We start from the raw sequence: 25,691 nt of genomic DNA on the forward strand, positions 1-25,691 counted from the left end.
CGGCGACTGCGTCTGCCGGAGGCACGCTGATGCTGCCACTCAAAGCGCTGCTGCGCCTCTATCGCAGCCACCCCTGGCTGCTGTTGATGAGTCTGGCCGGGCTGGTATTGGGGGTGTCGCTGGTGGTGGCCATCGAGCTGCTCAATCACAGCGCCCGCACCAACTTTGTCGCCGCCCGCAGCCAGCTTGCAGGGGAAGCAAACTACCGGCTGGCCCCCGCTGGCGGGCTGGATGAGCAGCTTTACGTGCAATTGGTGACCAGCCAGCCCGCCCTCGATGCCATGCCACAGCTCCATGGCTGGCTCAAGGATGAGCAGGGGCGCAGCTTTCAACTGCTGGGGATGGATCTCTTCAATCCCGGCCCCCTGCGCCAGCTGTTTGGCGCCCGACCCGCGAGCGAACCCGCGTTCTCCTTAAACAGGGCCGACAGCATCTGGCTGGCGGCCCCCGAAGCGGAGCGCCTTGGCTGGCAAGCGGGCCAGAGCCGCCGCTTTGTACTGGGCGGCAGCGATGGCGCCAGCGCAAAAATCCTGACCCTGACGCTGGCGGGTACGTTTGAACCCGGCGCCGTGCCCATGGAGCGGCTGCTGGTCACCGATATTGGCCTCGCGCAACCGCTGCTGGGCAAAGCGGGTCGGCTCGATCGCATCGTCTTCAAGCTAAGCGACGCCGAGGCTCGTACCCTGCAGGCCACCCTGCAAACCGATTACCCGAACCAGCCATTGTGGCTTGAGCCCATCAGCCCTGCGCTCGATGCCAGCCAGCTTGGCGATGCGCTGGCCCTCAACCTGACGGCGCTGTCATTGCTCGCCATGGCGGTGGGATTGTTTTTGGTGTTCAACGCCCAGAGATTTGTCCAGAGCGTGCGCCGCCCCCAGCTGGCCCAGTTGATCATTCTGGGGATGGGGCCGAGTCGGGTACTCCGCTGGCTCATCCTTGAGCTGCTTATTCTTGCCACCATCGGCACCCTGCTCGGGGTGCTGCTCGGCAGCCTGTTGGCGCTGGCGCTGATGGGGCAACTGTCCCAGGCGCTGGCCGATCTCTATGGCCCCAACCCCATTGACCTGTTGCGCCTCTCCCCTGTGAGCCTGCTCAAGGCGCTGTTGATCGGGCTGTTCAGCACGCTGGCCGCCAACCTGCCCGGCTGGTGGCAACTGCTGCGCCAATCCCCTCTCGAACTGCGCGCCGGGAGCAGCCGTCCTCCCGTGCATCCGTGGCGACGGCGCGTGCTGGCCATCGCCATCTTGCTGCTGTGCGCCCTGTGCCTGTGGCTGCCGCAAACCGGTCTGACCGGCGCCCTCTTTATCGCCGGAGGCTGGCTGCTGGCCATGGCGCTCTGGCTGCCCGATGCCCTGCGCGGCCTGCTTGGCTGGTTGCGACGGCGCGCGGGCGGCCCCCTCACCGCCCGGCTCGGGGTGGCAGAGACCCTATATCATCTCGATCGCACCGCCATCGCGGTGATGGCATTGCAGCTGGCCATCGCAGCGGCCATCGGCATCGGGGTCATGGTGTCGAGTTTTCGCTCAAGCGTGGAGATCTGGCTCGGCCAGCGTCTGGCCGCCGATCTCTATGTCACCGCTCCCAAGGGGGTGGCGGGTAACAAGGGCACTTTAAGCGACACAACCCTCGAGACCCTGCTCGCCAATCCGCTGGTGAGCGCCGCCTCGCGCCGCTCTGTGCACCCTGCCCGCTGGCAGGGGCAGCCCATCGAGTGGGCGCAGATGGACTTTATCCCCCAGCTTAAAGCGGCCTATCCGCTGCTGGCCGGACGCTGGCCGACCCGCCCCGACGAAGTACTGGCGAGCGAACCGCTGACGGTGCGCCTCGGGGTCAAGGTGGGCCAGCAGTTGGCGATCAGCGGCGAGCAGGGGCCAAGGCAGTTCACCGTCACCGGCGTCTATCAGGACTACGGCAGCGACAAGGGGCAACTCCTGCACGCCTTCGAGGCCGGGGCGGTGCAATCCCTCGCCCTCTTCAGCAATGATCCCGAGCAGTTGGCCGACCGCCTGCGCGAGCGCTTTGGCGAGCGGCTCAATCTGCTCTCCGCCCCCGCCATTCACAGCGCGGCGCTCAAGGTGTTTGACCAGACCTTTGTGGTGACCGAACTATTGAAACTGCTGATCCTCGGCATCGCCTTTGTCGGGATCGGCTCGGCTTTTATGGTGCTGGGGCTGGCACGTCGTGGCGAGCTGCAGACCTTGCAGAGTCTGGGCTTGAGCCCCCGCCACTGCCGCCAGCTGCTGGTGTGGCAAGGGGCTGGATTGGGGCTGCTCACTGCGTTGCTGGCACTGCCGGTGGGGTATGGCCTTGCCTGGGTGCTGATCGAGGAGGTCAATCCTCGCGCCTTTGGCTGGCGCCTCGCTTTCGAGGCGGCCCCCCTTCATGCGGTCACGGCCCTGTTGCTGGCGCCGGTCTGTGGCGCACTGGCCTCCTGGTATGCCGCAAGGAGAGTGGTATGAAAAAAATCAAAGGGTGGGCGCTGGGGGTTCTCTGGACACTCTATAGCGGGACTATCGGTGCCAGCGATCTGGGCGCCCTGCTCGGCGGTGGCAACGACAGCTTTAAAAAGGTGCTGCCGGGGCAAACTATCCAATTGCCGGAGGATCACGCCGCCCACCCCGATTACCGCTCCGAGTGGTGGTATCTCACCGGCAATCTCAAGGATGAACAGGGGCGCGAATATGGCATGCAGTGGACCCTGTTTCGCCAAGGGATCGAGCAAGAACTCCGCACCAGCAACCCCTGGCTCACCCCCCAGCTCTGGCTGGCCCAGTTTGCCATCACGGATCTCGAGCGTGGCACCCACCAGCAAGATGAACGGGCCAGTCGGCAGGGGCCGGGACTGGCGGGGGCCAGCGGCGGCCAATATTGGCTCAGGGAGTGGCGGCTTGCCTCGCAAGGGGCTGCGCTGTTCCCCGCCACCCTCAAGGTGCAGAGCAAGATTGGCGAGCTGAACCTCACCGTCAATGCCGCCAAGCCGCTGGTGCTGCAAGGCAAGGCCGGTTACAGCGAGAAGAGTCCGGGCAACGCCTCCTTTTACTACTCCTACCCGCGCCTGCATTTGAGCGGCACCCTGACTCGTGATGGCGAGACCCGCACCGTCACCGGCCAAGGCTGGTTTGATCACGAGTGGAGCAGCTCGGTATTGGCCGAGTGGCAATCGGGCTGGGACTGGTTTTCGCTGCAACTGGCCGATGGCCGCGAGCTGATGCTGTTTCGCCTGCGCACCAAGGCGGGGCGCGCTAATCCCGAAAACCAGCCAGAAAACCGCTACGGCATTTTGATTGAGCGGGACGGCAGCAGCCGGGTGCTCGCCCCCGACGCGATTCGCCTTACGCCGGGCAACACCTGGCGCGGCCCCAAGGGGCAGGATTACCCCGTCGAGTGGCAGCTAAACGCCGCCGGGATGACCCTCACCATCAAAGCCCGTCAGCCCAATCAGGCCATGACAGGTCGCTTTGACTACTGGGAGGGAGCGGTCTCTGTCTCGGGAGATGCCAAGGGGGTCGGCTATCTGGAGATGACCGGCTACTGATCAACGTCGACAAACGTAGCCGGTCTGCTCAATGACCCGAAACCAATAGCCCTTATAACAGGACATAAAACAGGCATTGCACAGCAATCCATATAACTGGGCATCAGCAATCAAGGATGCCGAGCCCGCTTGCTTATCGAACAAACCTCCTCAGTCCCCTGCCATCTTGGCTCAAGTCTGATCCCTGTCAAAAAACCAGCCAAAACCTGATCGTTAACTGACTTTCCACTCTCTACAATCAGTCAGCGTTTGATACCCTACTCATCCGGCCCTCACAGCCCCAAAAGCAGCCGAGGTAAGCCCATGATTTACTAACTTCGATCTGATTAAAAGCAGCACTCGGAGAGCTGTAACCCCGTGCGGTAGCCATCCCGGTCGTAGGGTGTCAATAAGCGAAGCGCATTGCACCACCACCTTATCTTAAAGACATAGGGATAGAGCAACTTCTCATCCTTACATCTCGGTAAACGTTGAGTTTCGTAAGCTCAGCCCAACCAACCTTGCAGCCAATATTTCCCAATGAACTTAATGCACCTATAAAAGCAATGGAACATTAAAAATTATTAAGGAGACGCAATGATAACAAATATTGTACTAGATAATGTAGCAAGCTACAGGTCAAAAACAGAGCTAAAAACAGAGAAAAAAGTCAATATAATCTATGGCTTGAATGGGTCAGGAAAGAGCACTTTTTCAAACTATTTTTATAATTCTGAAAATACAAAATATCAGCAATGCTCTCATATTAGTACTGATGATACAGTTCTCGTTTACAACCAAAAATTCATCCAAGATAATTTCTATGCGAAAGACACTCTGAACGGTATTTTTAGTCTATCCAAGGAAAATAAAGAGGCAAAAGAAAAGGTAGAAGAAATTACTCTTGAATTAGATGGGATTTCTAAAGATAAACAACAACTCCAAAAAGATATAGGTGTTCTTCGCTCTAAAATCGATCAAGCAAAGGAAATCGCTCAGAATAAAACCTGGGAAATAAAGACAAATTACGCAGGTGGTGATCGAGTGCTGGAGTTTTGCCTGAAAGGCAAAATGGGCGGCAAAGAACCACTTTTCAACCACCTGTGCTCTATACCTTTACCAACATCCAAACCATCAAAAACAATTGCAAATCTCAAAGAAGAAGCGAGTGCAATAGATGGTGAATTGGCTATCAAGCACACACCACTTAAAAATTTAGGTATATTTGATCTACCTTCTGATGATTTAATATCGCTCAATGAAATCATTGTTGGGAGTGAAGATAGCCCTGTATCAAAACTTATTATTACACTTAAAAACTCAGATTGGGTAAGTGAAGGCCTTAAGTATCTCGAGAAAATTGATGGCCCTCAGTGTCCATTTTGCCAATCAGAAACAATTACAGATGAACTAGCAAAACAAATCCGTGATTATTTTGACGAAACATATATAGAAAGTGTGAACAACATTAAGTCTATTCAAGTTCGCTATGATTCAATTATTGAAGGCATCCCTAGTCTAGATGACTATAAAGAAAGTCAATTCTCCACAGCCTATATTGTCAAATTAAATGAATATCATGCCAAACTCTCTAAAGATACAAGTGCTAATATTGAACTAATAAAACAGAAAATTGCAAATCCCAGCCTACAAGTCACATTAACCGATGTTTCCAGCTCTGTTGAAGAATTCAATCTTGTTATAGACTCCATCAACAAACTGATAAATGAACATAATGCAAGAATCGATAACTCCACAAACGAACTAAGCCGAATTAAAACTGAGTTTTGGAATATTTTACGATATGAATATGATCAAACAATCAGCAACTTTAATAACATTAAAAAGAATGCTAACAAGGCCATAACTGATAAAGTAAGAGAAGAAACTACGATAATAGAACTAGAAGAAGCAAAAGATGCTGAAAGGGCAGAACATCAGAAATCCACAGTAAACATTGATGATGCGATATTAAACATCAATCAGGGTTTAATTGATATTGGCATTACAGACTTTTTCATAGAAAAATATGAAAATGAGTTATATAAAATAGTTCGCACCGGATCTAATTCGAAAATTTTTTCATCGTTAAGCGAAGGAGAAAAAATGATTATTAGCTTCTTATATTTTAGAGAACTATTCAGAGGGAAACAAAACGCAACAGAAGGGAAATTGAAAAAAATTGCGATTATTGATGACCCTGTATCCAGTCTGTCACATATCTTTGTTTACAACATAGGTCAATTACTAAAAAATGATTTTTTCAATTCAAAGGAAATTGAACAGGTCTTTGTGTTAACTCATAGCTTGTATTTTTTTTACGAACTTGCCGATGCAAATCATGAAAGGAGAGAAATGAATCAGAATTTATTCCGTCTCTCTAAAAATGCAAGTGGCAGTTCTATTAGCTCAATGAAATATGAAGAAATACAGAACGACTATCAATCATATTGGTCTGTAATTAATGATGAAAAACAACCACCCGCTTTAATTGCCAACTGCATGAGAAATATCATTGAATATTTCTTTAACTTTGTACAAAAAGCTGACCTAAGTAATGTAATTCAAAAACCTGAATTAAAAAACATACGATTTCAGTCGTTCTTACGCTATATAAATCGTGAATCACACTCATTAGGTCAGAATATTTTCGATTTTAAAGAGTTCAATTACAATGATTTTAAAGAAGGTTTGAGGTTGGTTTTTGAACATACAGGGTATCCTGAACACTACAAAAAAATGTCAAAAATCAAAACCTAAAGCTAAGAGTTAGCTAAGAGTTTTTTAGGATGGAGGCCTTTGATAAAAATAAGTGTGAACTGCATCCATCTGCTTGGACAAAAACGCCAACGACTGCCGATTAAAGTGATCCGGCTGCTCCACATTGCAAACATGGCCGCAGTTTTCGATGATCTCGAGCTGACTGTAAGGATCGCGGGCCACCTGTTCGCGCACCGGAGCCAGAAACATATGATCCTCCTCCCCCATCACATAGAGGGTCGGGATCGGCAGGGAGCGTTCGCGGAAGTAGCGCATCAGCGGGTTGACCTCGGTGGCGAGGCGGAACCAGCGTTTGAACTCTTTCTGGCAGAGCTTGCGGGCCTCGCGCACAAAGAGGTTGCGCGACTCCTGATGGTGCTGGCGCGGCATGATGATGAAGGCAAACAGCCGGTAGAGCCACATATAGGGCAGGATATGCTGGCCGAGTCGGCCCAGCTGCACCAGCACCCGCGAGCGGATATCGAGCCGCAGGATGGCGCCCCCCAGAACCATGCTTTTGACCCGCTCCGGGCAAAGCTCGGCTAGATGACGAATAAGGATGGTGCCAAGGGAGATGCCGACAAAGTGGGCGCGGCGGATATTGAGATGATCGAGCAGCCGAACGATATCTTCGGTCACTTCCCGAAAGCTGTAGTGGCCCTTGACCACCTGTTGCAGCTGGTGGGACTGGCCGTGGCCGCGCAAGTCCAGCAGCAGCACATTGAAGTGTTCACGATAGGCGCGCAGCTGCTTGAACCAGATGGAGGAGCTGCCACCGGCGCCGTGGACAAACACCACCCAATCCCGCTCGGGACCCAGCTCAAAGGTCTTGTGATACAACATCCAATAGGCTCCCTTGGTGATGGGGGGTATACTCGGCTGCGCGCATATTAACAGAACAGACCCGCCGATAGATATGCGCCTGACATGACCCGGATCACCCCTTGCGCGAGAACTCTCCATGGATTTGACCCGTTTGCGCCACTTTCTGCTGACCCTGCCGGGCGCCACCGAAGATACCCCGTTTGGCCCGGAGATCCTGGTCTACCGCATCGCGGGCAAGATGTTCGCGCTGGTGGATTGGCAGGCCGACCCGCTCACCATCAACCTCAAATGCGAGCCCGAGCTGGCGTTGCTGCTGCGCGAGATCCACCCCGAGGTCAAACCGGGCTGGCATATGAACAAGCAGCACTGGAACACGGTGACGTTAACCGATGCGCTGCCGGACGAGCTGTGGCAAGGCTGGGTGCATCACTCCTATGAACGGGTTGTCGCGGGTCTGCCCAAAGCCAAACGACCACAGGCGCCACGCCCCCTCCACCCCACTGACGACCAGACCTTATGACCCCGGAATTACGTATTGTCCCCCTTAGCGAGGCACATATCCCCGCCCTCGTGAGCCTGTTTGAGCAGGCGGTGCGACGCAGCGGCCCCGAGCACTACAGCGCCGAGCAGGTGGAGCAGTGGGCCCTCGGCGCGCGCCATCCGGGCTTTGTCAGTCAGTTGCGCGAGCACCACGGCTGGGTGGCGGAGCTGGCAAATGTGCCCCTCGGTTTTGTCACCCTGAGCCCCGATGGACACCTCAGTCTGCTCTATGTGAGCGCCGACCATCAGCGCCAGGGATTGGGCAATCTGCTGCTCACCACGGCGCTGGCGGGGGCTCGGGCGCTCGGTCTGAAGCACATCACCACCGAGGCCAGCGCCTTCAGTTATGAGCTATTTTTACGACATGGCTTTACGTTGACCGGGCTGGAGTGCGTAGAGCGGGGCGGAGTCAGTTTTACGCGCCATCGCCTGCACTGCTGCTTGCCAAGCTAGGGCAAGCCACTAAAATACGCTTAATTTTCGTATTGTTACTGTATTGAGGCAGCAACCATGGTGGTAGAAAGTGAAGGCTATATCTCGCTGATCGAGTATCTGGTGGAGAGTTTGGGATTGTTTGAATCCCAACAGCAGAGCAACGGGGAAGAGACCATCGAAGATCTGGTCAGTGGCCGTGTTGCCAGCAACCTGATGGCTATTTGCGAGCAAAATCCCCAGCTCGATCCCAAGGTGCGTTTTGCCATTATGCAGGAGGCCGACGCCGTGGTCGCCGATCTTGAAGAGGTGCTCTCCGCCGTCTGGCTGCGCGCCCCGACCCCGGAACAAAAAGCCTTCCTCATCGAGTTTATTGACCTGATCAAGAACCTGTTTGACAGCGCGATCGGCTGATCTGCCGCTTGGTTCTCCCGCCCAACGCAAGGTTTTCAAAACACGCAGACAGGAAAAGGGCCGCCTTGGTGGGCAGCCCTGCTTGCTATCATTTTCAATCCACCCAAGCGTTCATTCATCAGGTGGTTTTCAAGGCAAGAAATGTGTCTGGACTTTGCATCCGATCCCTGGACGCTACCTAGTTAGTCCTGTCAGGTAGCAATAAGTTCCCGCCAGACCTCATTTATTTTCACTTTTTTTAAGAAAGTCCCTACAAACCTGTTCAGCGGTTCAGATTCGGCGGCAAACAGACTCCAATGCCACCCAATCCGCAGTAGCCATCCGGATTTTTCTCCAGATATTGCTGGTGGTAATCCTCGGCGTAATAGAAGGGTGCCAGCGGCAGAATGCGGGTGGTGATGGCACGGCTGTCGCCGCTCGCCGCCATCGCCTGCTGATAGGCCGCCATGCTCTGCTGGGCAATGATCTGCTGGCTCTCGTCGCCATAGAAGATCACCGAGCGGTACTGGGTGCCCACATCGCCCCCCTGCCGCATCCCCTGCGCCGGATCGTGCTGCTCCCAGAACAGTCTGAGCAGATCGCCGTAGCTGATCACAGCCGGATCAAACACCACCTGCACCGTCTCGGCATGGCCGGTCAGCCCGCTGCACACCTCTTTGTAGGTGGGATTCTGGGTGACGCCACCCTGATAACCGGCCGCGGTGGAGTAGACTCCCGGCTGCTGCCAGAACAGGCGCTCCACGCCCCAGAAACAGCCCATGCCAAACCAGGCCACCGCCATCCCTTCCGGCCAGGGGCCCTGGGTCGGGTTGCCGTTCACCGCATGCTGCTGACCAATCACCATCGCTTCGCGTCGTCCCGGCAGGGCATCTGCCGGTGAAATAATCTGTTCCATGAATTCTGTCCTTGTATAAAACCCTGTGAAATCACACAGCTGACGAAAAGGAGCATCGAAGATAGCAGTTTATCGCGCCGGATCAACCGGCGTGCCCCTCCCCGCTCGCTCCGACGGCTATCTGCGCTTCCTGCCACCGGTTCCCAATCCGCACGGCCAAGCCGCTCCTCGTAGACCAGAAACGGCCAAAATCAATATTTAGTCTTGATTTGTGAATTAATTTTCATATATTGAGCCAATCGCTGTTTTTTTATGGAAGAAATATCAAGTGCGTGAACGCGAACCCAGTCTGGTCAATGCCTTTCGGCAATCCACCCCCTATGTCAATGTGCATCGGGGTGCCACGTTTGTGCTGATGATGGGGGGAGAAGCCATCTGCCACCCCAACTTCGCCAATATCGTCAGCGATATCGCCCTGCTGCAGACACTGGGCATACGCCTGGTGCTGGTGTTTGGTTCACGTCCGCAAAACGATGAGGCGCTGGCCCGCGCCGGTATCGAGGCCCAGTACCACAAACGGATCCGGGTCACCGATGACGAGAGTTTCACCATCATCAAACAGGTGTGTGGCGGCCTGCAATACGACATCACCGCCCAGCTCTCCATGGGGCTCGCCAATACCCCGATGCAGGGGGCGCGGATCAGCGTGGTGAGCGGCAACTTCGTCACTGCCCAACCGCTTGGTGTGGATGATGGCATCGACTTTTGCCACAGCGGCCGGGTGCGCCGCATCGACGTCGAGGGGATCACCCGCCAACTCGATCAGAAGAGTCTGGTGCTCATCTCCCCCATCGGCTGCTCGGTCACCGGCGAGAGCTTTAACCTCAGCTCCGAAGAGGTGGCCCGCCGGGTGGCGGTCGATCTCAAGGCAGACAAACTGATCTGCTTTAGCAGCACCCAGGGGGTGATGGACAGACGCGGCGAAGCCATCTCCGAGCTCTTCCCCGAGCAGGCCGAAGAGCTGCTGGTGGAGCTGGAGCAAGCGGGTGAAGAGATGTCCGGCACCGCCCGCTACTTGCGTGCGGCCATTGCCTCTTGCCGCGGCGGCGTGCCTCGCTCCCATCTGGTGAGCTATCAGGATGATGGCGCCATGCTGCAAGAGCTGTTCAGTCGCGACGGCCTCGGCACCCAGATTGTGCGGGAAAGTGCCGAGCAGGCTCGCGCCGCCACCATCGAGGATATCGGTGGCATTCTGGATCTCATTCGCCCGCTGGAGGAGGAAGGCATTCTGGTGCGCCGCTCCCGCGAGCAGCTGGAGATGGAGATCGACAAGTTCACCATCATAGATCGCGACGGCCTGATCATCGGCTGCGCGGCCCTCTACTGCTTTATGGAAGAGGCGATGGCGGAGATGGCCTGCGTCGCCATCCACCCCGACTACCGCAACTCCAACCGGGGAGATCAGCTGGTGGCCAAGGTGGCCGAGCGGGCCAAGCGGCTCGGCATCCGTCGCCTGTTCGTGCTCACCACCCGCTCCATCCACTGGTTCCGGGAGCGGGGCTTCGATCCGCTGGAAGTGGAAGATCTGCCGGTGGCGCGCCAGCGTCTCTACAACTGGCAGCGCCGTTCCAAGGTTTTGTCAAAAACCATTGCCTAACCCATTGATTCTGCGTTGAGTTAGCCGACAATTTGAACTTTTTCACAAACTCGATTGACAGTGCAATCCAACGCAGGGTATTTCTAAATGCACTCCACCGCCCTGGTGGAGCCAGAAGAGGAGCGCTGCCCAGGCAGCCCAAGGGAGGACGCCAGCGTCCGGTGAACTTGGGTCAGGGGGAGCAGCGCCGAGACGTGTGAGGAGACTGGTGACCTCAACGTCGGCTGCGGGGGCTGAATCCCCCGGGTTGTCATCGGTAGTGATCATCCCCCACCGCGCCCTATCAGGGGCGGTACGGGATGGGCTCTGCAGGTGGAGTGCTTCTGGCCGGGATAGCTTCGTTCATTCCTGCCATTTTCAGCCTCCTCCTCTCTTTTTTGCCCGATGGAACCGGAATCTTAAATTAAGACAGGAGTAAGCAATGAGCCCGATCAATGTCGCCAAGTTTGGCGGAACCAGTGTCGCCAACGCCGCGGCCATGAATCACTGCGCCGATATCGTGCTGGCCAATCCCGCCACCCGGGTGGTGGTACTGAGCGCCAGCGCCGGTGTCACCAACCTGCTGGTCGCCCTGGCACAAGGTGAGCTGGACGAAGCGGGCCGCGACGAGCAGCTGGCCAAACTGGCCGGGATCCAGCAAGCCATTCTGGCCGATCTCGGCAACCCCGGTGATGTGAGCGCCCTCATTCATGGTCAGCTGGACGAAATCCGCCTCATGGCCCAGCAAGCCCACCAGCATACCGATGCGGAGCTGGCCGATCGCCTCATCGCCTGCGGCGAGCTGATGTCTACCCGCCTCTTTACCGAACTGCTGCGTCAGCGCGGCGTCAAGGCCCACTGGCAGGATGTGCGCCAGCTGATGCGCACCGACAGCCGCTTTGGCAAGGCCACCGTCGATCTGGCTACCACCCGCACTCTCTGCCAGCAGACGCTCGGCCCGCAGCTGGGTGACAGCCTCATCATCACCCAGGGCTTTATCGGTGCCGATGGCGATGGTCGCACCACCACGCTGGGTCGCGGCGGCTCTGACTACAGCGCGGCCCTGCTCGCCGAAGCGCTCGATGCCGCCAGTATCGAGATCTGGACCGATGTGCCCGGCATCTACACCACGGATCCGCGTCTCGTCACCCGCGCCCGCCCCATCCCCGAAATCAGCTTTGTCGAAGCGGCGGAGATGGCCACCTTCGGCGCCAAGGTGCTGCACCCCGCCACCCTGCAACCGGCGGTGCGCCAGAATATTCCGGTGTTTGTCGGCTCCGCCAGGGATCCTGCCGCCGGTGGTACCTGGATCCGCGCCAGCACAGATTCAAGCCCGCTGTTTCGCGCCGTCGCCCTGCGCCGCCAGCAGGTGCTGGTGACCCTGCACAGCCTCAACATGTTCCACGCCTACGGCTTTCTGGCGGAAGTGTTCGGCATTCTGGCCCGTCACCGCATCTCGGTGGATCTCATCACCACCTCGGAGGTGAGCGTGTCATTGACGCTGGATCACACCGGCAGCCAGAGCAACGGCGAGCCGATCCTGAGCGACAAGGTACTGGCCGAGCTGGGGCAACTCTGCAAGGTGGAGGTGGAAACCGGTCTGGCACTGGTGGCACTGATCGGCAACCGGATGAGCGAAGTGAACGGGGTGGGCAGTCAGGTCTTTGACGCCCTGCGCGAGCACAACATCCGGATGATCTGCTACGGCGCCAGCGCCCATAACCTCTGCTTCCTGGTCAAGGAGAGCGAGGCGGGCAATATCGTCAATCGCCTCCATCAGGAGTTGCTGGACTGACCCTCACCGCGATGCGTTTCCTACCATGCAACAGGGCGCCGACAAGGCGCCCTGTTTATTTGTGTATCACTGACGTATTGGCTCAGGCAAAGCTGGTGGCGGGCAACTGGCAGGCCACGGCTTCGCGGCGCAGCTGCTGCAAGCGGGCCAGCAGTCCGGTCTGGCCAAGCTCCGTCTCCTGAGAGGAGAGATTGTCCACCAGTAGCGGATAATGCTCCGTCACCGCCTGCATCAGCCAGTCGAGCCGACGCAGGGTCAGCGGGCCGCAGCTCTGGCCGCTCAGATCATCGGCCACATCGAGCCGGTGGCTGCGATACATGTCCCGCCACCAGTTGGCGACCAGCGCCTCGTCGCTCGCCAGTGCGGCGCTCCACTCCCCTTGCAGGGCGTGCAGGCGGGCCAGCACTGGCGCACTGGCCCCTTCACGGATCAGGTGATGGATCTCCCGTTTCACCCACTTGAGGCAGAGCTCGCGCCAGTAGCGAAATTGCTGCAGGGGATCGGCCTCATCGAGCCAGAGCCCGGAGAGAGTGCGGGTCTCCAACCGCTCCGGTACATGGAACTGCGGATCGACCAGACCGTTGGAGTTGTATTCAAAGCGGGGATCGAAGGTCCACATATAGCCAAAGTCGAACACGCTGATCTGCTCACCGTCGTCGAGCAGGTTGCCCGGGCTCGGATCCCAGTCAAACCAGCCCCAGCGGGCCAGCTCCCCCTGCACCTCCAGCATCTGGGCCAGATTGCGTTCGTTGAGCTGATGCACCGGCACGCCCCGCAGCCAGGGGGAGACCAGCACTCCGGCCCGCGCCGAGCCGAAGCTGGTGCAGACCACATGGGAGAGGATGGTGGGATGCAGCTCGCGCAGCGCCTCGATTTCGCGCCGCCGCTCCAGTTCGGTCAGAAAGGCGGTCTTGCCATCGAGGTTGGCCACCAGCGAATCCTGACGCCGCCGCTTGAGACACCAGTGGTGCCCCTCCACCTTGAGGTGAAACACCTCAGCAGTGAGACCGTGACGATAGACCTTGATCACCGCCGGATGGGTATCCTTCAGTTTGACCAGCTGTGCCAGCGGCAACGGGCAGTCACGCTCGCGCCCGATCCGGATCTCTTCCTTGCTCTCCAGCATGCGCAGCAATCTGGCCTGGCGCGCCATCACCTTAGGATTCATACATGTACCTCCTGTCGCTATTGAGAGACTAAACAGCGCCTTTCTCCCAGGCCAGCGGCAAAACCCCATGATGACGCTTTCATCACATATTCCGTGCAACCCCTCGATCGGGATCACAATTTGCAAGGTTGAACTGTAACCAAATATTCATTGAGTGGTCATTAAATTGACAACCCGGAACAAGGCCCGCACCATCGGGTCAAACTCTATGCGGATGAACGATCTCTCCCTCACTCGCTCAAAGGATGAGCTTATATGAATCGCCCCTCCTCAGGCCGCCACCGCGTCCTGAGTCTGCCCTCTCTGCTGCTGGCCCTGCTGGGCGGATTGCTGCTGCTGACGCTGTTATTGCCGCTGATCAATCCCGGCAGCTGGCTGGGCCGTGCCCAGCCGCTGGTGCTGGGCCCCGCCGACAATCCGCTGGCCACCCTCACCCGCCACGCCCTGCTCTATAAAAGCGACAGCCGCGGCCTCTATCTGGTGGTGCGCAGCCAGTGGCAGTTGCGAGGGCCACTGCAAGCGGGGGACAAGGTACGGGTGGAGCTGCTCAACGACAAGGGAGAGCGGATCGACGAGCTGAGTCAGGCGGTGGATAAACGTCAGGTGTGCCGCAATAACCGCTGCTCGCTGGATCTCAACAGCACCCTGCGCGCCCCGGACGACGCGCTGGCCAGCCGCTATCAGCTGCGCATCGGTCTGCTACTCAAGGATCGCCCCGAGAGCGGTGATTTCAGCCAGATCCTGCAAACCCTGCCGGAGCAGGGCTTCAACCTCACCTATCTGGTGGTGAGCCTGACTCTGGTGCTGGCCCTGAGCGCTGCCGTGCTCAAAACCGTGTTGCCAAAGCTGCGCCGCAGCCTGCGCTGGCGGATCATCGGCAGCCTGCTTTTGGGCAACCTCACCTTCGTGCTGCTGCACGGCTTCGTGGTGTTCAAACTGGGGGAGTTTCTGCTCTGGTCAGGCTTTCGGCCGGAGCACTACTATCTCGCCTGGGGCAGCATGGTGCTGGGTTGGAGCCTCTGCGCACTGGCGGGCTTCAACCTCTATATGGGGCTGGTCTTTACCGCGCTTTCGGGCATAGGTCTGCTCGCCAACTTTATGAAGATCGCCATCTACGGCGTGCCGCTCGGGGGGGATGATTTTGGCAACCTGCTGGCGCTGCTGCGGATCCTGCTCGATCAACATCCCATCCTGCCTATTTTCACCCTCTTGCTGGCACTGTTTCTCTGCTGGCGCTTCGCCCTGTCACGCTGGGTGCTGCGCACCGCCGCCGCTACCGTCGCCTTCTTTGCGCTGTGCGTGTTTGCCACCCAGACCGGCAACAAGCTGCTGGGGGCCAACATTCGTTACGTGGACCGCGCGGTCAACTACCACAGGGACATCATCCGCTCCGGCCCCGGCCTCTATCTGTTCAATCTGGTGGACGAGATGCTGCAAAGCGGCAGCGTGTTTCGCTACCCCTTGCAGATCAACGAGCTGACTCCGCAGTTGAGCCATCCGCCCCAGGGCATTGCGCCGCGCTGGGATCTGGTGATCGTGCTGCAATATGAGTCGCTGATGCTCGACTGGCAGGGGCGGATCTGCGCCCCGGCCCCCACCCTCTCCCTGCCTGCCAGCGTGCAGCAGTGGCACAAGACCATCCACTCCCCCACCACTGGCGGCATGACGGTGCTGGCGGAGTTCGAGATGAACACCGGCCTGCCGGTGGGCTTGCTCAAGCAGGGGGTGGTGCCCTACTACTACCTCTCGGAGCAGGTGCCGGGGCTGGCCCAGAGCGCCAGACAGAGCGGCTATAAGACGCTGTTCGCCCACCCCTATGTGGAAAAATTCTGGGGCCGCGCCAAGGCGATCCCGGCGCTCGGCTATGAGGAGCGCTGGTTCGATACCCGCTTCACCACCCTCGAGCACAAGGGGCTTTATATCTCCGACGATGCGCTGATCGACCATATGCTCAAGCGCAGCGAGCAGGATAGCCAGCCGCTGTTTGCCTACGCGGTCACCATGCAGGGGCACGGCCCGTTCGATGGCCCCCGCTATCAGGGGCAGGAGCGCAGCGGAGCCTGCCCGAACCAGAGCGAGAGTGACACCCAGCTGCTCAACACCTACTACACCGGGGTGGTGGATGCCATGGCCTCGCTGGAGCGGCTGCTCAAGACCCTCGACCAGTCGGGCAAGCGCTATCTGGTGGTGGCCTTTGGCGATCACCAGCCGTTTTTGATGTCCGCCGGCAAGGGCATTCACGGTGACAAACCGGCGCGCGATGCCACCTACCAGATCCCCATGATGGCCTTTGCCCGCGCCGATGACCCCCTCAATCTGGCGACCCAGTTTGCTCCGGTGCGCCAGCTCTACCAGATGGGTCAGGCCACTCGTCAGCTGCTGGCGGGGGATATCACCCCCATCGAGGACAAGCCCCTACTCCATCCGGTGCTGGGGGAAGAGAAGGGATTCGACCCCTCAAGCCTGGTGCCGCAGATCCGCGCCAGCTTCCGGCCCGATGCCCTGCCCTGATCCCGCCCCACAAAAACAGACAAGGCCGCATCAGCGGCCTTGTTTTTGACATTCATTTCGCACTCATTCTGCTCGCCACCAGGGCTGCAGCAAGGTGAGCTGCTGGCGGTCGAGATCGAGCGCCACCTCGATACCCAGCGGCAACGTCAGCATGGGGTGGGTATGGGCGCAATCAAACTCCGCCAGAATGGGGAAAGTCGGTTCCCCCACCACCTCCAGCAGGATATCGAGGGGGCGCTTGCCACTGCCCTGATTGTTGAACTGCTCGTGCTTGCCGAGGATAAGCGCGCCGATCCGATCAAACACCCCGCACAGCTTAAGGTGGGCAAAGGAGCGCTCCAGCGTCTCGGCTGATTTCAGGCTGTCCTCGAGCAGCAAAATGTCGCCGTGCTCGATGGCCGGCATATAGGGGGAGCCCCAGCTCCCCGCCATGGTGTTGAGGTTGCCGCCGATCAGCCGTCCCTCAACCCGACCTGAGCCCACCGAGATCAGCCGATTGGGCTGGCACTGCTTGGCCCGGGTCTGGTTCTCCCAGTCCAGCCGTTCATCGCTCCACTGCGCGGGGGTGGGCAACGTGCAGGGGACGCCAGCTTCATCGGCCAATGCAATCTGTAAAAAACTGGCCAGCGTCTCGTCCACCAGCGGCGGCAACTCGCCAAAGGAGGCCACCAGCGCCGGGCCATAAAAAGTAACCAGGCCAGTTTGGGCATGGATGCCGAGCAGCAGCGCCGTCACGTCTGAGTAGCCGACGATGATCTTGGGATCGCGCTTGAGCGCCTCGAAATCGAGGTAGGGCAGCAGGGAGTTGGAGTTGCTGCCGCCAATCACCGACATGATGCAGCGCACTTGCGGGTCGCGAATAAGGGCGTTGAGCTCTTCGGCCCGCGCGGCGATGGAGCCGGATCGCCAGTGATCCTGCTGGCCGGTCAGGCTGCCCGCCTTGAGCCGGAAGCCCTTCCCCTCAAGAAACGCCCTGGCGCGGGCAAAACGGTTGGGGGCCCAGGCGGTCGCCGCGCTGGAGGGGGAGAAAAAAGCGATGGTATCGCCACGTTTGAGCAGCGGGGGAACCAATAACGTCATGACACGCGCATCCTTGCCAACATCCAGCCATTACAGAATCTTTGAGACTCTTACATAACCCCTTTGATCACAACGGGTTTTATCGTTAGAGTTTAGAAATACCAAACACTTGATTCATTATTAACAGATATTCTAAACGCTATCCCCTTCCTAGAATGACCTCATTGCGATGGCCAACACCGGTTGGCTATCAAAGCGGTCGGTCTGACAGCCCGGACGTTTCTCCCCCACTTATCTTTTATCTCTCACTTATCAATGAGGTGCTTGTCATGAATAGAACCGCATCCCCCAGCGCATTGGTTGTAGAAGGCGGTGCCATGCGCGGCATCTTTGCCAGCGGCGTCCTGGATGCGTTTATCGAGCATGACTATCGCCCCTTTGACTTCGCTATCGGCGTCTCGGCTGGAGCCACCAACCTCTTGGCTTACCTCGCCAGTCAGCATGGCCGCAGCCACGACATCCTGACCGAACTGGCGTGCAGCCAGCAGTTTATGGATCCCCTGCGCTTTGCCAAGGGGGGCAATCTGGTGGATATCCACTGGCTGTGGAACACCAGCTGCCGCAAATACCCCCTCGATATCCATCGCTATCGCGAGACCGGCATCCCCTTCTATGCGGTGGTGACCAATACCCTGACCGGCAAGGCGGAGTACATCCGGGTCAAGCCGGAGAACATGAACGAGGTGCTGCCCGCCAGCTGCGCCATTCCCCTCGCCTCCCACGAATACCCGGAGGTACACGGGGTACCGATGACAGATGGGGGGGTGGCCGACTCCATCCCGGTGATCGAGGCCTACCGCCGCGGTGCCCGTCATATGACGGTGATCCTCTCCGAGCCGCTTGGCTACCGGCTCAAACCGATGCCGTTCCCCTGGATGATCCGCACCCTGCTCAAGACCCGCCCCGCGCTGGCCCATGCCCTGGAGCAGCGGGATCGAAGCTATAACGAGGCGCTCGATTTTATCGCCAATCCGCCGGAGGACTGCCAGATCGAGGTGATCGCCCCGGCCAACTACTTCCCCGTCTCCCGTTTTACCCGCGATATCAACAAGCTGGAGATGGGATACGTGATGGGCAAGTGCGCAGGCTATCAGGCCGCCCTGCTCAATTGATAAGGGTTTTACAGGCATGACCCGACCTGCCGCGACGCACGCGCCGCCAACACAATAACCATCGGGTCAGTTGAGCAACATGAGTCATAAAAACAGACCGTGGCGAGGCAAGCGCGGCCAGAACCGATGCCAGACATCCTGACCGGCCCGCTCCTCATCCCTATGCCAGGGCATCTCACCCTCATACAAGGTGTTTATTTATGTCGTTTCTTCTCACCCATCCCGCGCTGGCGCAGCTGTTCGAGCGGCTGCTGCCCGATTACCGGATCATGGCGCCCGCGGCCGAATATCGGGGCGGCCGCTTCTCCGACACCGACAACGTCACCTACCACAGCATCCGCCATCCGGCCGATCTGGTGTGGCAGGAGAAGTCCCACTTCTCCCCGAAAGAGGTGGTGCTCCCCATCACCCAGACCTTGTTCCACTTCGACAATCTGGAGCTGCGCGAATCAAAGGTGGAGGCCAAGCCCACCCTGCTGTTCTTGCGCAGCTGTGATATCCACGCTCTGCGCAGGCTGGATCAGGTCTACCTGAAAAATGGCCAGAACAGCGACGTCTACTACGCCCGGCTGCGCAGCAAGCTCAAGCTGGTGCTGCTGGAGTGCCGTGAGAGCTTCGAGAACTGCTTCTGCGTCTCCATGGGCAGCAACGAGACCCAGGACTACGCCGCCGCCATTCGTCTGAGCGATGAGGGGGCCCGCATCGAGGTGAAGGATCCCGAGCTGCTCGGCTACTTTGCCGAACTCGGTGAATCCGACGACTTCACCCCGGAATTTGTCCAGAGCAACCCGGTCAAGGTACGCACTCCGGACAGCATCTGTGACGACCCCCAGCGGATCCGCCAGATCCTCACCGCTCATCCGGTCTGGGCCGAGTATGACAGCCGCTGCATCGGCTGCGGTCGCTGCACCACCTCCTGCCCGACCTGCAGCTGCTACAGCGTGCACGACCTCACCTATGCAGAAAACCCCAAGCAGGGTGAGCGCCGTCGCCAGTGGGCCAGCTGCATGGTGGATGGCTTCAGCGACATGGCCGGTGGCCACGGTTTTCGCGCCAAACATGGCGAGCGCCTGCGTTATCGCGCCCTGCACAAGGTCAACGACTACAAGGCACGTCAGGGGGAGGAGCACATGTGCGTCGGCTGTGGCCGCTGCGACGATCGCTGCCCTCACTACATCTCCTTTAGCAACATCATCAACAAGATGACCGATGTGGTCGAACAGACCATCGCAGCCGACAACGCGCAGGGGGCGAACTGATATGTGCCAGTGCCAGCAAACCGCAACAGCAGAACCGCAGCAGGACGTGGTCGAAAACCGCCTGCTGCCCAAGGCCTACACCATTCTGGCCATCGAGCGTCACACCGAGCTTGAGTGGAACTTTCGGGTCTCCCGCGACTTTGATGTCCACTACGGCCAGTTTGTGGAGATCTCCCTGCCCACCGTCGGCGAAGCGCCTATCTCGGTCTCCGACTATGGCGATGGCTATGTGGACCTGTTGATCCGCAAGGTCGGCAAGGTGACCGATGCGCTGTTTGCCCTCGATGTGGGCGACAAGGTGTGGATGCGCGGCGTCCACGGCAACGGCTATCCGCTGGAGACCTACCGCAACCAGCACCTCATCGTGGTGGCGGGCGGCACCGGCGTCGCCCCGGTCAAGGGGCTGCTGCGCCGCTTCAGCAAACATCCGGAAGAGGTGAAATCCCTCGACATGATCCTCGGCTTCAAGAACGAGCAGGCGGTGCTCTATCGCCACGAGATGCCGCTCTGGGCCGAGCAGCAGAACCTCATCGTCACCCTGGACGAGGGCAAGGAGAGCGAGCAGTTTCGCATCGGCCGGGTCACCGACTACATCGACCAGCTGGATCTCGCTGACAAGGAGGATATCCAGGTGATCGTGGTCGGCCCCCCCATCATGATCCGCTTCGTGGTGCTCGCCTTCCTCGAGCGGGGCATCCCCAAGGATCGCATCTGGGTCGACTACGAACGCCGCATGGCCTGCGCCGTGGGCAAATGCGGCCACTGCCGGATGGGCGACACCTATATCTGCGTGGATGGACCGGTCTTTCGTTTTGACCAGGCCCAGCATCTGATCGACTGAGGGAGAACACCATGAGTCTCGATATCGACATCATCAAGGCCCGCGCCAAGAACGAATACCGCCTCTCCAAGGTGCGCGGCGAAGCGATGATCAGCGTACGCATTCCCGGCGGGATCATGCCCGCCCACCTGCTGGCGGTGGCCCAGCAGATCGCCGAACAGTACGGCAACGGCCTGATCCACCTCACCACCCGCCAGAAGCTGGCGATGCCCGGCATCAAGTATCAGGACATGGACAAGGTCAACGCCGCCCTCGAACCCTTTATCAAGGAGATCGAGGTGGAGACCTGCGGCATCGAGGTAGAAGACACCCAAGCCGGTTACCAGACCATCGGCGGGCGCAACATCGTCGCCTGTCAGGGCAATACCATCTGCCAGAAGGGCAATATCGACTGCACCGGGCTGGCCCAGCGGATGGAGAAACACCTCTACCCCAACCCCTATCACCTCAAGATGGTGATCGCCGGCTGTCCCAACGACTGCGCCAAGGCCAACATGGCCGACTTCGGCATCCTCGGCATCGCCAAAATCCACTTCAATGCCGAGCGCTGCATCGGCTGCGGCGCCTGCGTCAAGGCGTGCAGCCACCACGCGGTGGATTGCCTCGCCATCAAGCATGGCAAGGCGGTCAAGGAGGAGAGCAAGTGCATCGGCTGTGGCGAGTGCGTACTGGCCTGCCCGACCATGGCCTGGCAGCGGGATCCCAAGCAGCTCTACATGGTCAAGCTGGGGGGACGCACCAGCAAGAAGACCCCTCGTACCGGCAAGCTGTTCCTCAACTGGGTCACCGAAGAGGTGCTGCATGCGGTGATCAAGAACCTGTTCGAGTTCGAGGCCGAGATGCTGGATGGCAAGCCCATCTACCTGCACATGGGTCACCTTATCGACAGGGCCGGTTATCACAAGTTCAAGGAGCGGGTGCTGCGCGGCGTCACCCTCAACCCGGAAGCCATGGTCGCTGACCGCATCTTCTGGGCCGAAGATCAGTACGTCGCCAACATGCACGTCAAAGCGGTGCAATAGAAAAACCTCGTTTGGGGAAGCGTGATCAAGTGGCCGACACCGGTGGGGATCTGTCGTTGGCCCGGGCGTCGATCACCCTTCCCCTTTTTTATTCCCGTCGGGGGACCGTTCCCCCGACCATCCGGGGTGCGTCACGGCGCGCCCTGCTATCTCGCCCGGCGCGGTATTGCGAGCGGGCCAGCATCCGGAGCCTGTTATGGACTTTCTCCCTCTCTTCTGTCAGCTTCAAAACAAGCCGGTACTGATCGTCGGCGGCGGTGAGGTGGCGGTGCGCAAGGCGCGTCTGCTGCTCAATGCCAAGGCGAAGATCACCATCAATGCCCCGCACCTGGAACCCCAGCTGATGAGCTGGGCCGAGCAGGGGCGCCTGACCGTCTGCGCCGCCGATTTTCACCCCGAACTGCTCGATGGCAAGTGGCTGGTGATCGCCGCCACTGACAATCCAGAGGTCAACCATCAGGTCTTTCGCGAGGCGAGCCTGCGCCAGATTTTCTGCAATGTGGTGGACTCTCCGGCCCACTGCAGCGCCATGATGCCCGCCATCATCGACAGATCGCCGCTGATGGTGGCCATATCCAGCGCAGGCGCGGCGCCGGTACTGAGCCGCCAGCTGCGGGAAAAACTCGAAGCCATGCTGCCGCAGCACCTCGGCCAGCTCGCGGCGCTGGCGGGCAAGCTGCGCGAGCGAGTAAAGGCCATACCGGACAAGCTGGCCCGCCGCCGCTTCTGGGAACGACTCTTTAGCCACGATCGCCTCGCCCTCCAGCTGGCGCGCGGCCAACAGCAGGCAGCCGAACAGAGCGTCGCCGAGCTGCTCAATGAGCCGCTGCAGAGCAAAGGGAGCGTCACCCTGGTGGGGGCTGGCCCCGGCGATGCGGGGCTGCTTACCCTAAGCGGTCTGCAGCAGCTGCAACAGGCAGATGTGGTGGTCTATGACCGGCTGGTCTCGCAGGAGGTGCTGGCACTTGTTCGCCGGGATGCCGAGCGGATCTTTGTTGGCAAGGAGGCGGGCCGCCACTGTGTGCCCCAGCAGGCGATCAACCAGCTGTTGCTGGAGCAGGCTCGCCTAGGCAAACAGGTGGTACGGCTCAAGGGGGGGCGATCCCTTTATCTTTGGCCGGGGCGGCGAGGAGCTGGAGACTTTGGCCGAGGCAGGCATCCCCTTCTCGGTAGTGCCGGGCATCACCGCGGCCTCGGGTTGCGCCGCCTACAGCGGCATTCCCCTCACCCACCGCGACCATGCCCAGCGAGTGCAGTTCATCACCGGTCACGACAAGGAGGGCAATATTGCCCAGGAGTGGTCGGCACTGGCCGCGCCTCACCAGACCCTGGTGTTCTACATGGGGCTAGCCCACGCCGCCCGCATTCAGGATGAGCTGCAAACCCACGGCATGCCCGGCCACACCCCGGTGGCGCTGGTGGAGCAAGGCACCCAGCTCAGTCAGCGGGTGGTGCGCGGCGAGCTGCAACAGCTGGCCGCACTGGCTCGTCAGGTGAAGAGCCCGAGCCTGATCATCATCGGCTCTGTGGTGACCCTCGCCGACAAGTTGGACTGGTATGGGGAGGCCAACACCCTCACCGGTGTCTGATCCGGCAGACGTGTCCAAGGGGCGGGATAATGCCCTCCATAGACAAAAAGCAGACACCGTGCAACCGGTGTCTGCTTTTTTCATCAACAGGATAAGCGCTAAACCGCGCGCCCGTTACTCCAGCGTGATGGGGCCGGTGTTCTGGGCATCGCTGTCATTCCAGTCACTCTCATAACGAATGCGCGGATCCCCCTGCAGGGTATAGAGAATGGTGCCCTGACGAAACTGCAGCGCACCATCGGCCCGCTTGGCCTTCACCTTGACCCCGTTGACCCACACCTGCTCCTTGCCATCCACCTGAATGTTGGCCACGGTGGCACCGGTCTCGCTGTTTCTGGCGGTCCACTTGCCCTGATAGGGGGAATCCCCTTTGGCCATCGGCAGCGTAGCCGCCTTGCCAGCAGACCAGGCGCTGACCGTACAGATGCCGTTGGCGCGCTTGTCATGCTTGATGGCGTAATCGACGCTGGGCTCGCTGGTCGTGGAGTCAGAGGTGATGCCGATCATGATCTTGCCGCTCTGGGCGGTATAGGCGGTCGGCGCATCGGTTTTCAGCGTGGCCTTCTTGCCATTGATAAAGACATTGCCCCCTTGCGCCTTGACCTGAATATTCATCGGACAGCTGGCGGTAAAGTTGGGAACGGCCGCGGCAACACTTCCGGCATAAGCGGCGATGGCCAGCGTGATAACAGTCAACAGAGCAGATTTTTTGTGCATCTTGATACGCCTTCAAGAAAGAGTGGTTCATGCAAAATGGGGGTCATCCGTGATGAGGTGTCGTCCTGATAGCTGCCACTCTAGTCCGGCGATCCAGGGGGGCCCAGTTAAAAAAAATAAAACCCGAGCCATCGGGTTATGAAAAAACATAAAAGTTTGAAATCAGCAACTTAGATTCATTAATGGCATGGGTCCAACACCCCGTTCACGCCTCGTTGCCAGCAGCCGGGCACAAAAAAGCCGATAACCCGGTTATCGGCTTTGGCCCGAACAGCTGGCGGCAGGATATCAGAACACCACGGCGGTGCCGCTGATACTGACCATCAGCATGCTGCCGTTTTGCCCCACCACCTCGTAGTCGATATCGATGCCGACCACTGCGTTGGCACCAAGGGCCGCGGCGCGCTCTTTCAGCTCGTCGAAAGCGATCTCGCGGGCACGGGCCAGCTCTTTTTCATAGGCGCCGGAGCGGCCACCGATGATGTCGCGGATCCCGGCAAAGAGATCCTTGAAAATGTTGGCGCCGAGGATGGCTTCGCCCACCACGATGCCGCGGTATTCACGAATGGTTTTGCCTTCCAGCGTGGGGGTCGTCGAGAGGATCATCTTGAACTCCTGTGAGTAGCAGAAGGGCTCAGACTACCCCAACTGCCCGAAAATCCCAACCGGGTGGAGGCCTGTGCGACGCCGACCTTAAAAATCACGACGGCCAGATAAAAAAACACCGCGCACGGAGCGCGGTGTTGCTATCGGAACGTCATGGCCAGCGGCCAGACCGTTACGGATTGTATGAGACCACCGAGCCACTGAGGCCCGTCATCTGGGAGATCCGCCCCTGCATCCCCTGAAGCTTGGCCTTGGAGACATCCGGCCCGATAAAGACCCGGTTGAGCTGACCCTGCACCGGTGTGCGCGGCGAAGTGTGGGCAGAGTAGCCCGCCGCCCGCAGCTTGCTCACCAGCGCGTTGACGCTGTCGACGTTCTTGAAGGCGCCAAGCTGGAGGATCCAGCTACCCTGCGCCGGCACAGCAGCAGGCGCGGGTGTGGTCGGCTGGGTCATCTTGCTTTCAATCAGATCGTCGAGGGACTTGATCTGACCCGCCTGCGCTTTGGCCGGCGCGGGCGCCTTGGCCACTTCAACCGGTTTGGCTGGCGTCGGCTTGGGTGCTGGCTTTGGCGGTTCGACCGGCTTTTTGGCCACCACTTCCGGTTTGGTTTGCGGCTTGGGTTGGGCATTCGGTTGCGACTGGACCTGCGCCGGTGCGGCAGGGGTTGTCGCCTGCTGCGCGCCGTTGCCCTGACCGGCGAGGGTCATGGGGTCAGCCACCTCTTCCACTTGCCACTGTTGGGCCGCAGAGGCCTGTTGCTGGCTGGCCAGATGCTCAGCAGGCAAGGTGCTGGCCGCCGAGACTTGCAGCGCAGGCTTGGCTGGCTCCAGCTCGGGGCGCAGCGGGATCTTGGCAAAGGCCTCCTCCTTTTGCGCCAGCTTGTGACCATCCAGCAAGTCCGGCAGGAAAATAACAACCAGGGCCACCAGGATGACGGTGCCCACCAGACGGTTTTGAAACTTCGAGGCCAAGTTAAATCCTACCTTTACGTAACTCAATATGCGATTTGGCTCCCCGCCCGAGGGCCGGGGAG

Annotated in this window: 20 protein-coding genes, 1 pseudogene and 1 riboswitch; of the genes and pseudogenes, 14 read left to right on the forward strand and 7 right to left on the reverse strand. The window is 59.0% G+C overall.

Annotation, left to right across the window (positions count from 1 at the left end):
- Window positions 1-29: 29 nt before the first annotated feature.
- The 3 genes from I6G90_RS07180 (at window position 30) to I6G90_RS07190 (ending at window position 6,274) form a co-directional block, all read left to right on the forward strand.
- Entirely contained in the window at window positions 30-2,459 is a 2,430-nt protein-coding gene (locus I6G90_RS07180) for an FtsX-like permease family protein (protein WP_197930450.1), read from the forward strand.
- Window positions 2,456-3,535, forward strand: coding sequence for a lipocalin-like domain-containing protein (locus I6G90_RS07185; RefSeq protein ID WP_197930452.1), 1,080 nt, complete (start codon window positions 2,456-2,458; stop codon window positions 3,533-3,535). The genes I6G90_RS07180 and I6G90_RS07185 overlap by 4 nt, the downstream gene beginning before the upstream one ends.
- A 576-nt stretch (window positions 3,536-4,111) precedes the next feature.
- Window positions 4,112-6,274 (forward strand): AAA family ATPase, encoded by a 2,163-nt coding sequence (locus I6G90_RS07190; RefSeq protein ID WP_197930454.1) that lies wholly within the window; start codon window positions 4,112-4,114, stop codon window positions 6,272-6,274.
- 24 nt (window positions 6,275-6,298) lie between these two features.
- Here I6G90_RS07190 and I6G90_RS07195 read toward each other — a convergent pair whose 3' ends face one another.
- Entirely contained in the window at window positions 6,299-7,117 is an 819-nt protein-coding gene (locus I6G90_RS07195; RefSeq protein ID WP_197930456.1) for an alpha/beta fold hydrolase, read from the reverse strand.
- Window positions 7,118-7,235: 118 nt separating this feature from the next.
- On the opposite strand from I6G90_RS07195, the gene I6G90_RS07200 reads away from it, so the two are divergent.
- Genes I6G90_RS07200 through I6G90_RS07210 form a run of 3 tightly spaced genes read left to right on the forward strand, consistent with a single transcriptional unit; the run spans window position 7,236 to window position 8,485 of the window.
- Window positions 7,236-7,619, forward strand: coding sequence for an MmcQ/YjbR family DNA-binding protein (locus I6G90_RS07200; RefSeq protein ID WP_197930458.1), 384 nt, complete (start codon window positions 7,236-7,238; stop codon window positions 7,617-7,619).
- On the forward strand, window positions 7,616-8,092 hold the full coding sequence (locus tag I6G90_RS07205) for a GNAT family N-acetyltransferase (protein ID WP_197930460.1): 477 nt from the start codon (window positions 7,616-7,618) through the stop codon (window positions 8,090-8,092). Before I6G90_RS07200 ends, I6G90_RS07205 begins: the two co-directional genes overlap by 4 nt.
- 57 nt (window positions 8,093-8,149) lie before the next feature.
- Window positions 8,150-8,485, forward strand: coding sequence for a DUF3802 family protein (locus I6G90_RS07210; RefSeq protein ID WP_101347415.1), 336 nt, complete (start codon window positions 8,150-8,152; stop codon window positions 8,483-8,485).
- 262 nt (window positions 8,486-8,747) lie between these two features.
- Here the strand turns inward: I6G90_RS07210 and msrA are convergent, their stop codons facing one another.
- On the reverse strand, window positions 8,748-9,380 hold the full coding sequence (msrA, locus tag I6G90_RS07215) for a peptide-methionine (S)-S-oxide reductase MsrA (RefSeq protein WP_197930462.1): 633 nt from the start codon (window positions 9,378-9,380) through the stop codon (window positions 8,748-8,750).
- 268 nt (window positions 9,381-9,648) lie between these two features.
- Between msrA and argA the strand changes: the two genes are divergently transcribed.
- A complete protein-coding gene (argA, locus tag I6G90_RS07220; protein WP_042657634.1) occupies window positions 9,649-10,977 on the forward strand; it encodes an amino-acid N-acetyltransferase in 1,329 nt (442 codons plus the stop codon).
- A gap of 107 nt (window positions 10,978-11,084) precedes the next feature.
- Window positions 11,085-11,308, forward strand: a riboswitch (Lysine riboswitch).
- A gap of 90 nt (window positions 11,309-11,398) precedes the next feature.
- Entirely contained in the window at window positions 11,399-12,751 is a 1,353-nt protein-coding gene (lysC, locus tag I6G90_RS07225) for a lysine-sensitive aspartokinase 3 (protein WP_197930464.1), read from the forward strand.
- Between the two features lie 82 nt (window positions 12,752-12,833).
- Here the strand turns inward: lysC and I6G90_RS07230 are convergent, their stop codons facing one another.
- On the reverse strand, window positions 12,834-13,919 hold the full coding sequence (locus I6G90_RS07230) for a protein kinase family protein (protein WP_197930466.1): 1,086 nt from the start codon (window positions 13,917-13,919) through the stop codon (window positions 12,834-12,836).
- 255 nt (window positions 13,920-14,174) lie between these two features.
- Between I6G90_RS07230 and I6G90_RS07235 the strand changes: the two genes are divergently transcribed.
- Entirely contained in the window at window positions 14,175-16,430 is a 2,256-nt protein-coding gene (locus I6G90_RS07235) for an LTA synthase family protein (RefSeq protein WP_197930468.1), read from the forward strand.
- Window positions 16,431-16,493: 63 nt separating this feature from the next.
- Here I6G90_RS07235 and I6G90_RS07240 read toward each other — a convergent pair whose 3' ends face one another.
- Window positions 16,494-17,510: a S66 family peptidase gene (locus I6G90_RS07240; protein ID WP_197930470.1), complete on the reverse strand. Its 1,017-nt coding sequence runs from the start codon at window positions 17,508-17,510 to the stop codon at window positions 16,494-16,496.
- Between the two features lie 269 nt (window positions 17,511-17,779).
- On the opposite strand from I6G90_RS07240, the gene I6G90_RS07245 reads away from it, so the two are divergent.
- The 5 genes and pseudogenes from I6G90_RS07245 to cysG all read left to right on the forward strand — a co-directional run bounded on the left by I6G90_RS07245 (window position 17,780) and on the right by cysG (window position 23,333).
- Window positions 17,780-18,622, forward strand: a complete 843-nt coding sequence (locus I6G90_RS07245; protein ID WP_197930472.1) for a patatin-like phospholipase family protein — start codon at window positions 17,780-17,782, stop codon at window positions 18,620-18,622.
- A 200-nt stretch (window positions 18,623-18,822) separates the two neighbouring features.
- The gene (asrA, locus tag I6G90_RS07250) at window positions 18,823-19,881 is read left to right on the forward strand and encodes an anaerobic sulfite reductase subunit AsrA (protein ID WP_075113046.1); all 1,059 of its coding nucleotides are present in this window, start codon (window positions 18,823-18,825) and stop codon (window positions 19,879-19,881) included.
- 1 nt (window position 19,882) lies between these two features.
- Window positions 19,883-20,722, forward strand: a complete 840-nt coding sequence (gene asrB, locus I6G90_RS07255; RefSeq protein ID WP_021229668.1) for an anaerobic sulfite reductase subunit AsrB — start codon at window positions 19,883-19,885, stop codon at window positions 20,720-20,722.
- Between the two features lie 11 nt (window positions 20,723-20,733).
- Complete coding sequence (gene asrC / locus I6G90_RS07260; protein WP_197930474.1) at window positions 20,734-21,744, forward strand: sulfite reductase subunit C; 1,011 nt, start codon at window positions 20,734-20,736, stop codon at window positions 21,742-21,744.
- 196 nt (window positions 21,745-21,940) lie between these two features.
- Window positions 21,941-23,333: pseudogene (cysG, locus tag I6G90_RS07265) on the forward strand (siroheme synthase CysG).
- Window positions 23,334-23,447: 114 nt separating this feature from the next.
- Here the strand turns inward: cysG and I6G90_RS07270 are convergent.
- The 3 genes from I6G90_RS07270 to dedD all read right to left on the reverse strand — a co-directional run bounded on the left by I6G90_RS07270 (window position 23,448) and on the right by dedD (window position 25,629).
- A complete protein-coding gene (locus tag I6G90_RS07270; RefSeq protein WP_197930476.1) occupies window positions 23,448-24,050 on the reverse strand; it encodes a hypothetical protein in 603 nt (200 codons plus the stop codon).
- Between the two features lie 288 nt (window positions 24,051-24,338).
- Window positions 24,339-24,656, reverse strand: a complete 318-nt coding sequence (locus I6G90_RS07275) for a heavy metal-binding domain-containing protein (protein WP_042657642.1) — start codon at window positions 24,654-24,656, stop codon at window positions 24,339-24,341.
- 172 nt (window positions 24,657-24,828) lie between these two features.
- Window positions 24,829-25,629: a cell division protein DedD gene (gene dedD, locus I6G90_RS07280; RefSeq protein ID WP_197930478.1), complete on the reverse strand. Its 801-nt coding sequence runs from the start codon at window positions 25,627-25,629 to the stop codon at window positions 24,829-24,831.
- Between the last annotated feature and the right edge of the window lie 62 nt (window positions 25,630-25,691).

The sequence above is a fragment of the Aeromonas allosaccharophila genome, from assembly GCF_016026615.1.
In the GTDB taxonomy this organism is placed as follows: Bacteria; Pseudomonadota; Gammaproteobacteria; order Enterobacterales; family Aeromonadaceae; genus Aeromonas; species Aeromonas allosaccharophila.

Excerpts from the sequence above, each read along its gene's own strand:
- I6G90_RS07180 (WP_197930450.1), top strand. The coding sequence starts at position 30 with ATGCTGCCACTCAAAGCGCTGCTGCGCCTCTATCGCAGCCACCCCTGG.
- I6G90_RS07185 (WP_197930452.1), top strand. The coding sequence starts at position 2,456 with ATGAAAAAAATCAAAGGGTGGGCGCTGGGGGTTCTCTGGACACTCTAT.
- I6G90_RS07190 (WP_197930454.1), top strand. The coding sequence starts at position 4,112 with ATGATAACAAATATTGTACTAGATAATGTAGCAAGCTACAGGTCAAAA.
- I6G90_RS07195 (WP_197930456.1), bottom strand. The coding sequence starts at position 7,117 with ATGTTGTATCACAAGACCTTTGAGCTGGGTCCCGAGCGGGATTGGGTG.
- I6G90_RS07200 (WP_197930458.1), top strand. The coding sequence starts at position 7,236 with ATGGATTTGACCCGTTTGCGCCACTTTCTGCTGACCCTGCCGGGCGCC.
- I6G90_RS07205 (WP_197930460.1), top strand. The coding sequence starts at position 7,616 with ATGACCCCGGAATTACGTATTGTCCCCCTTAGCGAGGCACATATCCCC.
- I6G90_RS07210 (WP_101347415.1), top strand. The coding sequence starts at position 8,150 with ATGGTGGTAGAAAGTGAAGGCTATATCTCGCTGATCGAGTATCTGGTG.
- msrA (WP_197930462.1), bottom strand. The coding sequence starts at position 9,380 with ATGGAACAGATTATTTCACCGGCAGATGCCCTGCCGGGACGACGCGAA.
- lysC (WP_197930464.1), top strand. The coding sequence starts at position 11,399 with ATGAGCCCGATCAATGTCGCCAAGTTTGGCGGAACCAGTGTCGCCAAC.
- I6G90_RS07230 (WP_197930466.1), bottom strand. The coding sequence starts at position 13,919 with ATGAATCCTAAGGTGATGGCGCGCCAGGCCAGATTGCTGCGCATGCTG.
- I6G90_RS07235 (WP_197930468.1), top strand. The coding sequence starts at position 14,175 with ATGAATCGCCCCTCCTCAGGCCGCCACCGCGTCCTGAGTCTGCCCTCT.
- I6G90_RS07240 (WP_197930470.1), bottom strand. The coding sequence starts at position 17,510 with ATGACGTTATTGGTTCCCCCGCTGCTCAAACGTGGCGATACCATCGCT.
- I6G90_RS07245 (WP_197930472.1), top strand. The coding sequence starts at position 17,780 with ATGAATAGAACCGCATCCCCCAGCGCATTGGTTGTAGAAGGCGGTGCC.
- asrA (WP_075113046.1), top strand. The coding sequence starts at position 18,823 with ATGTCGTTTCTTCTCACCCATCCCGCGCTGGCGCAGCTGTTCGAGCGG.
- asrB (WP_021229668.1), top strand. The coding sequence starts at position 19,883 with ATGTGCCAGTGCCAGCAAACCGCAACAGCAGAACCGCAGCAGGACGTG.
- asrC (WP_197930474.1), top strand. The coding sequence starts at position 20,734 with ATGAGTCTCGATATCGACATCATCAAGGCCCGCGCCAAGAACGAATAC.
- I6G90_RS07270 (WP_197930476.1), bottom strand. The coding sequence starts at position 24,050 with ATGCACAAAAAATCTGCTCTGTTGACTGTTATCACGCTGGCCATCGCC.
- I6G90_RS07275 (WP_042657642.1), bottom strand. The coding sequence starts at position 24,656 with ATGATCCTCTCGACGACCCCCACGCTGGAAGGCAAAACCATTCGTGAA.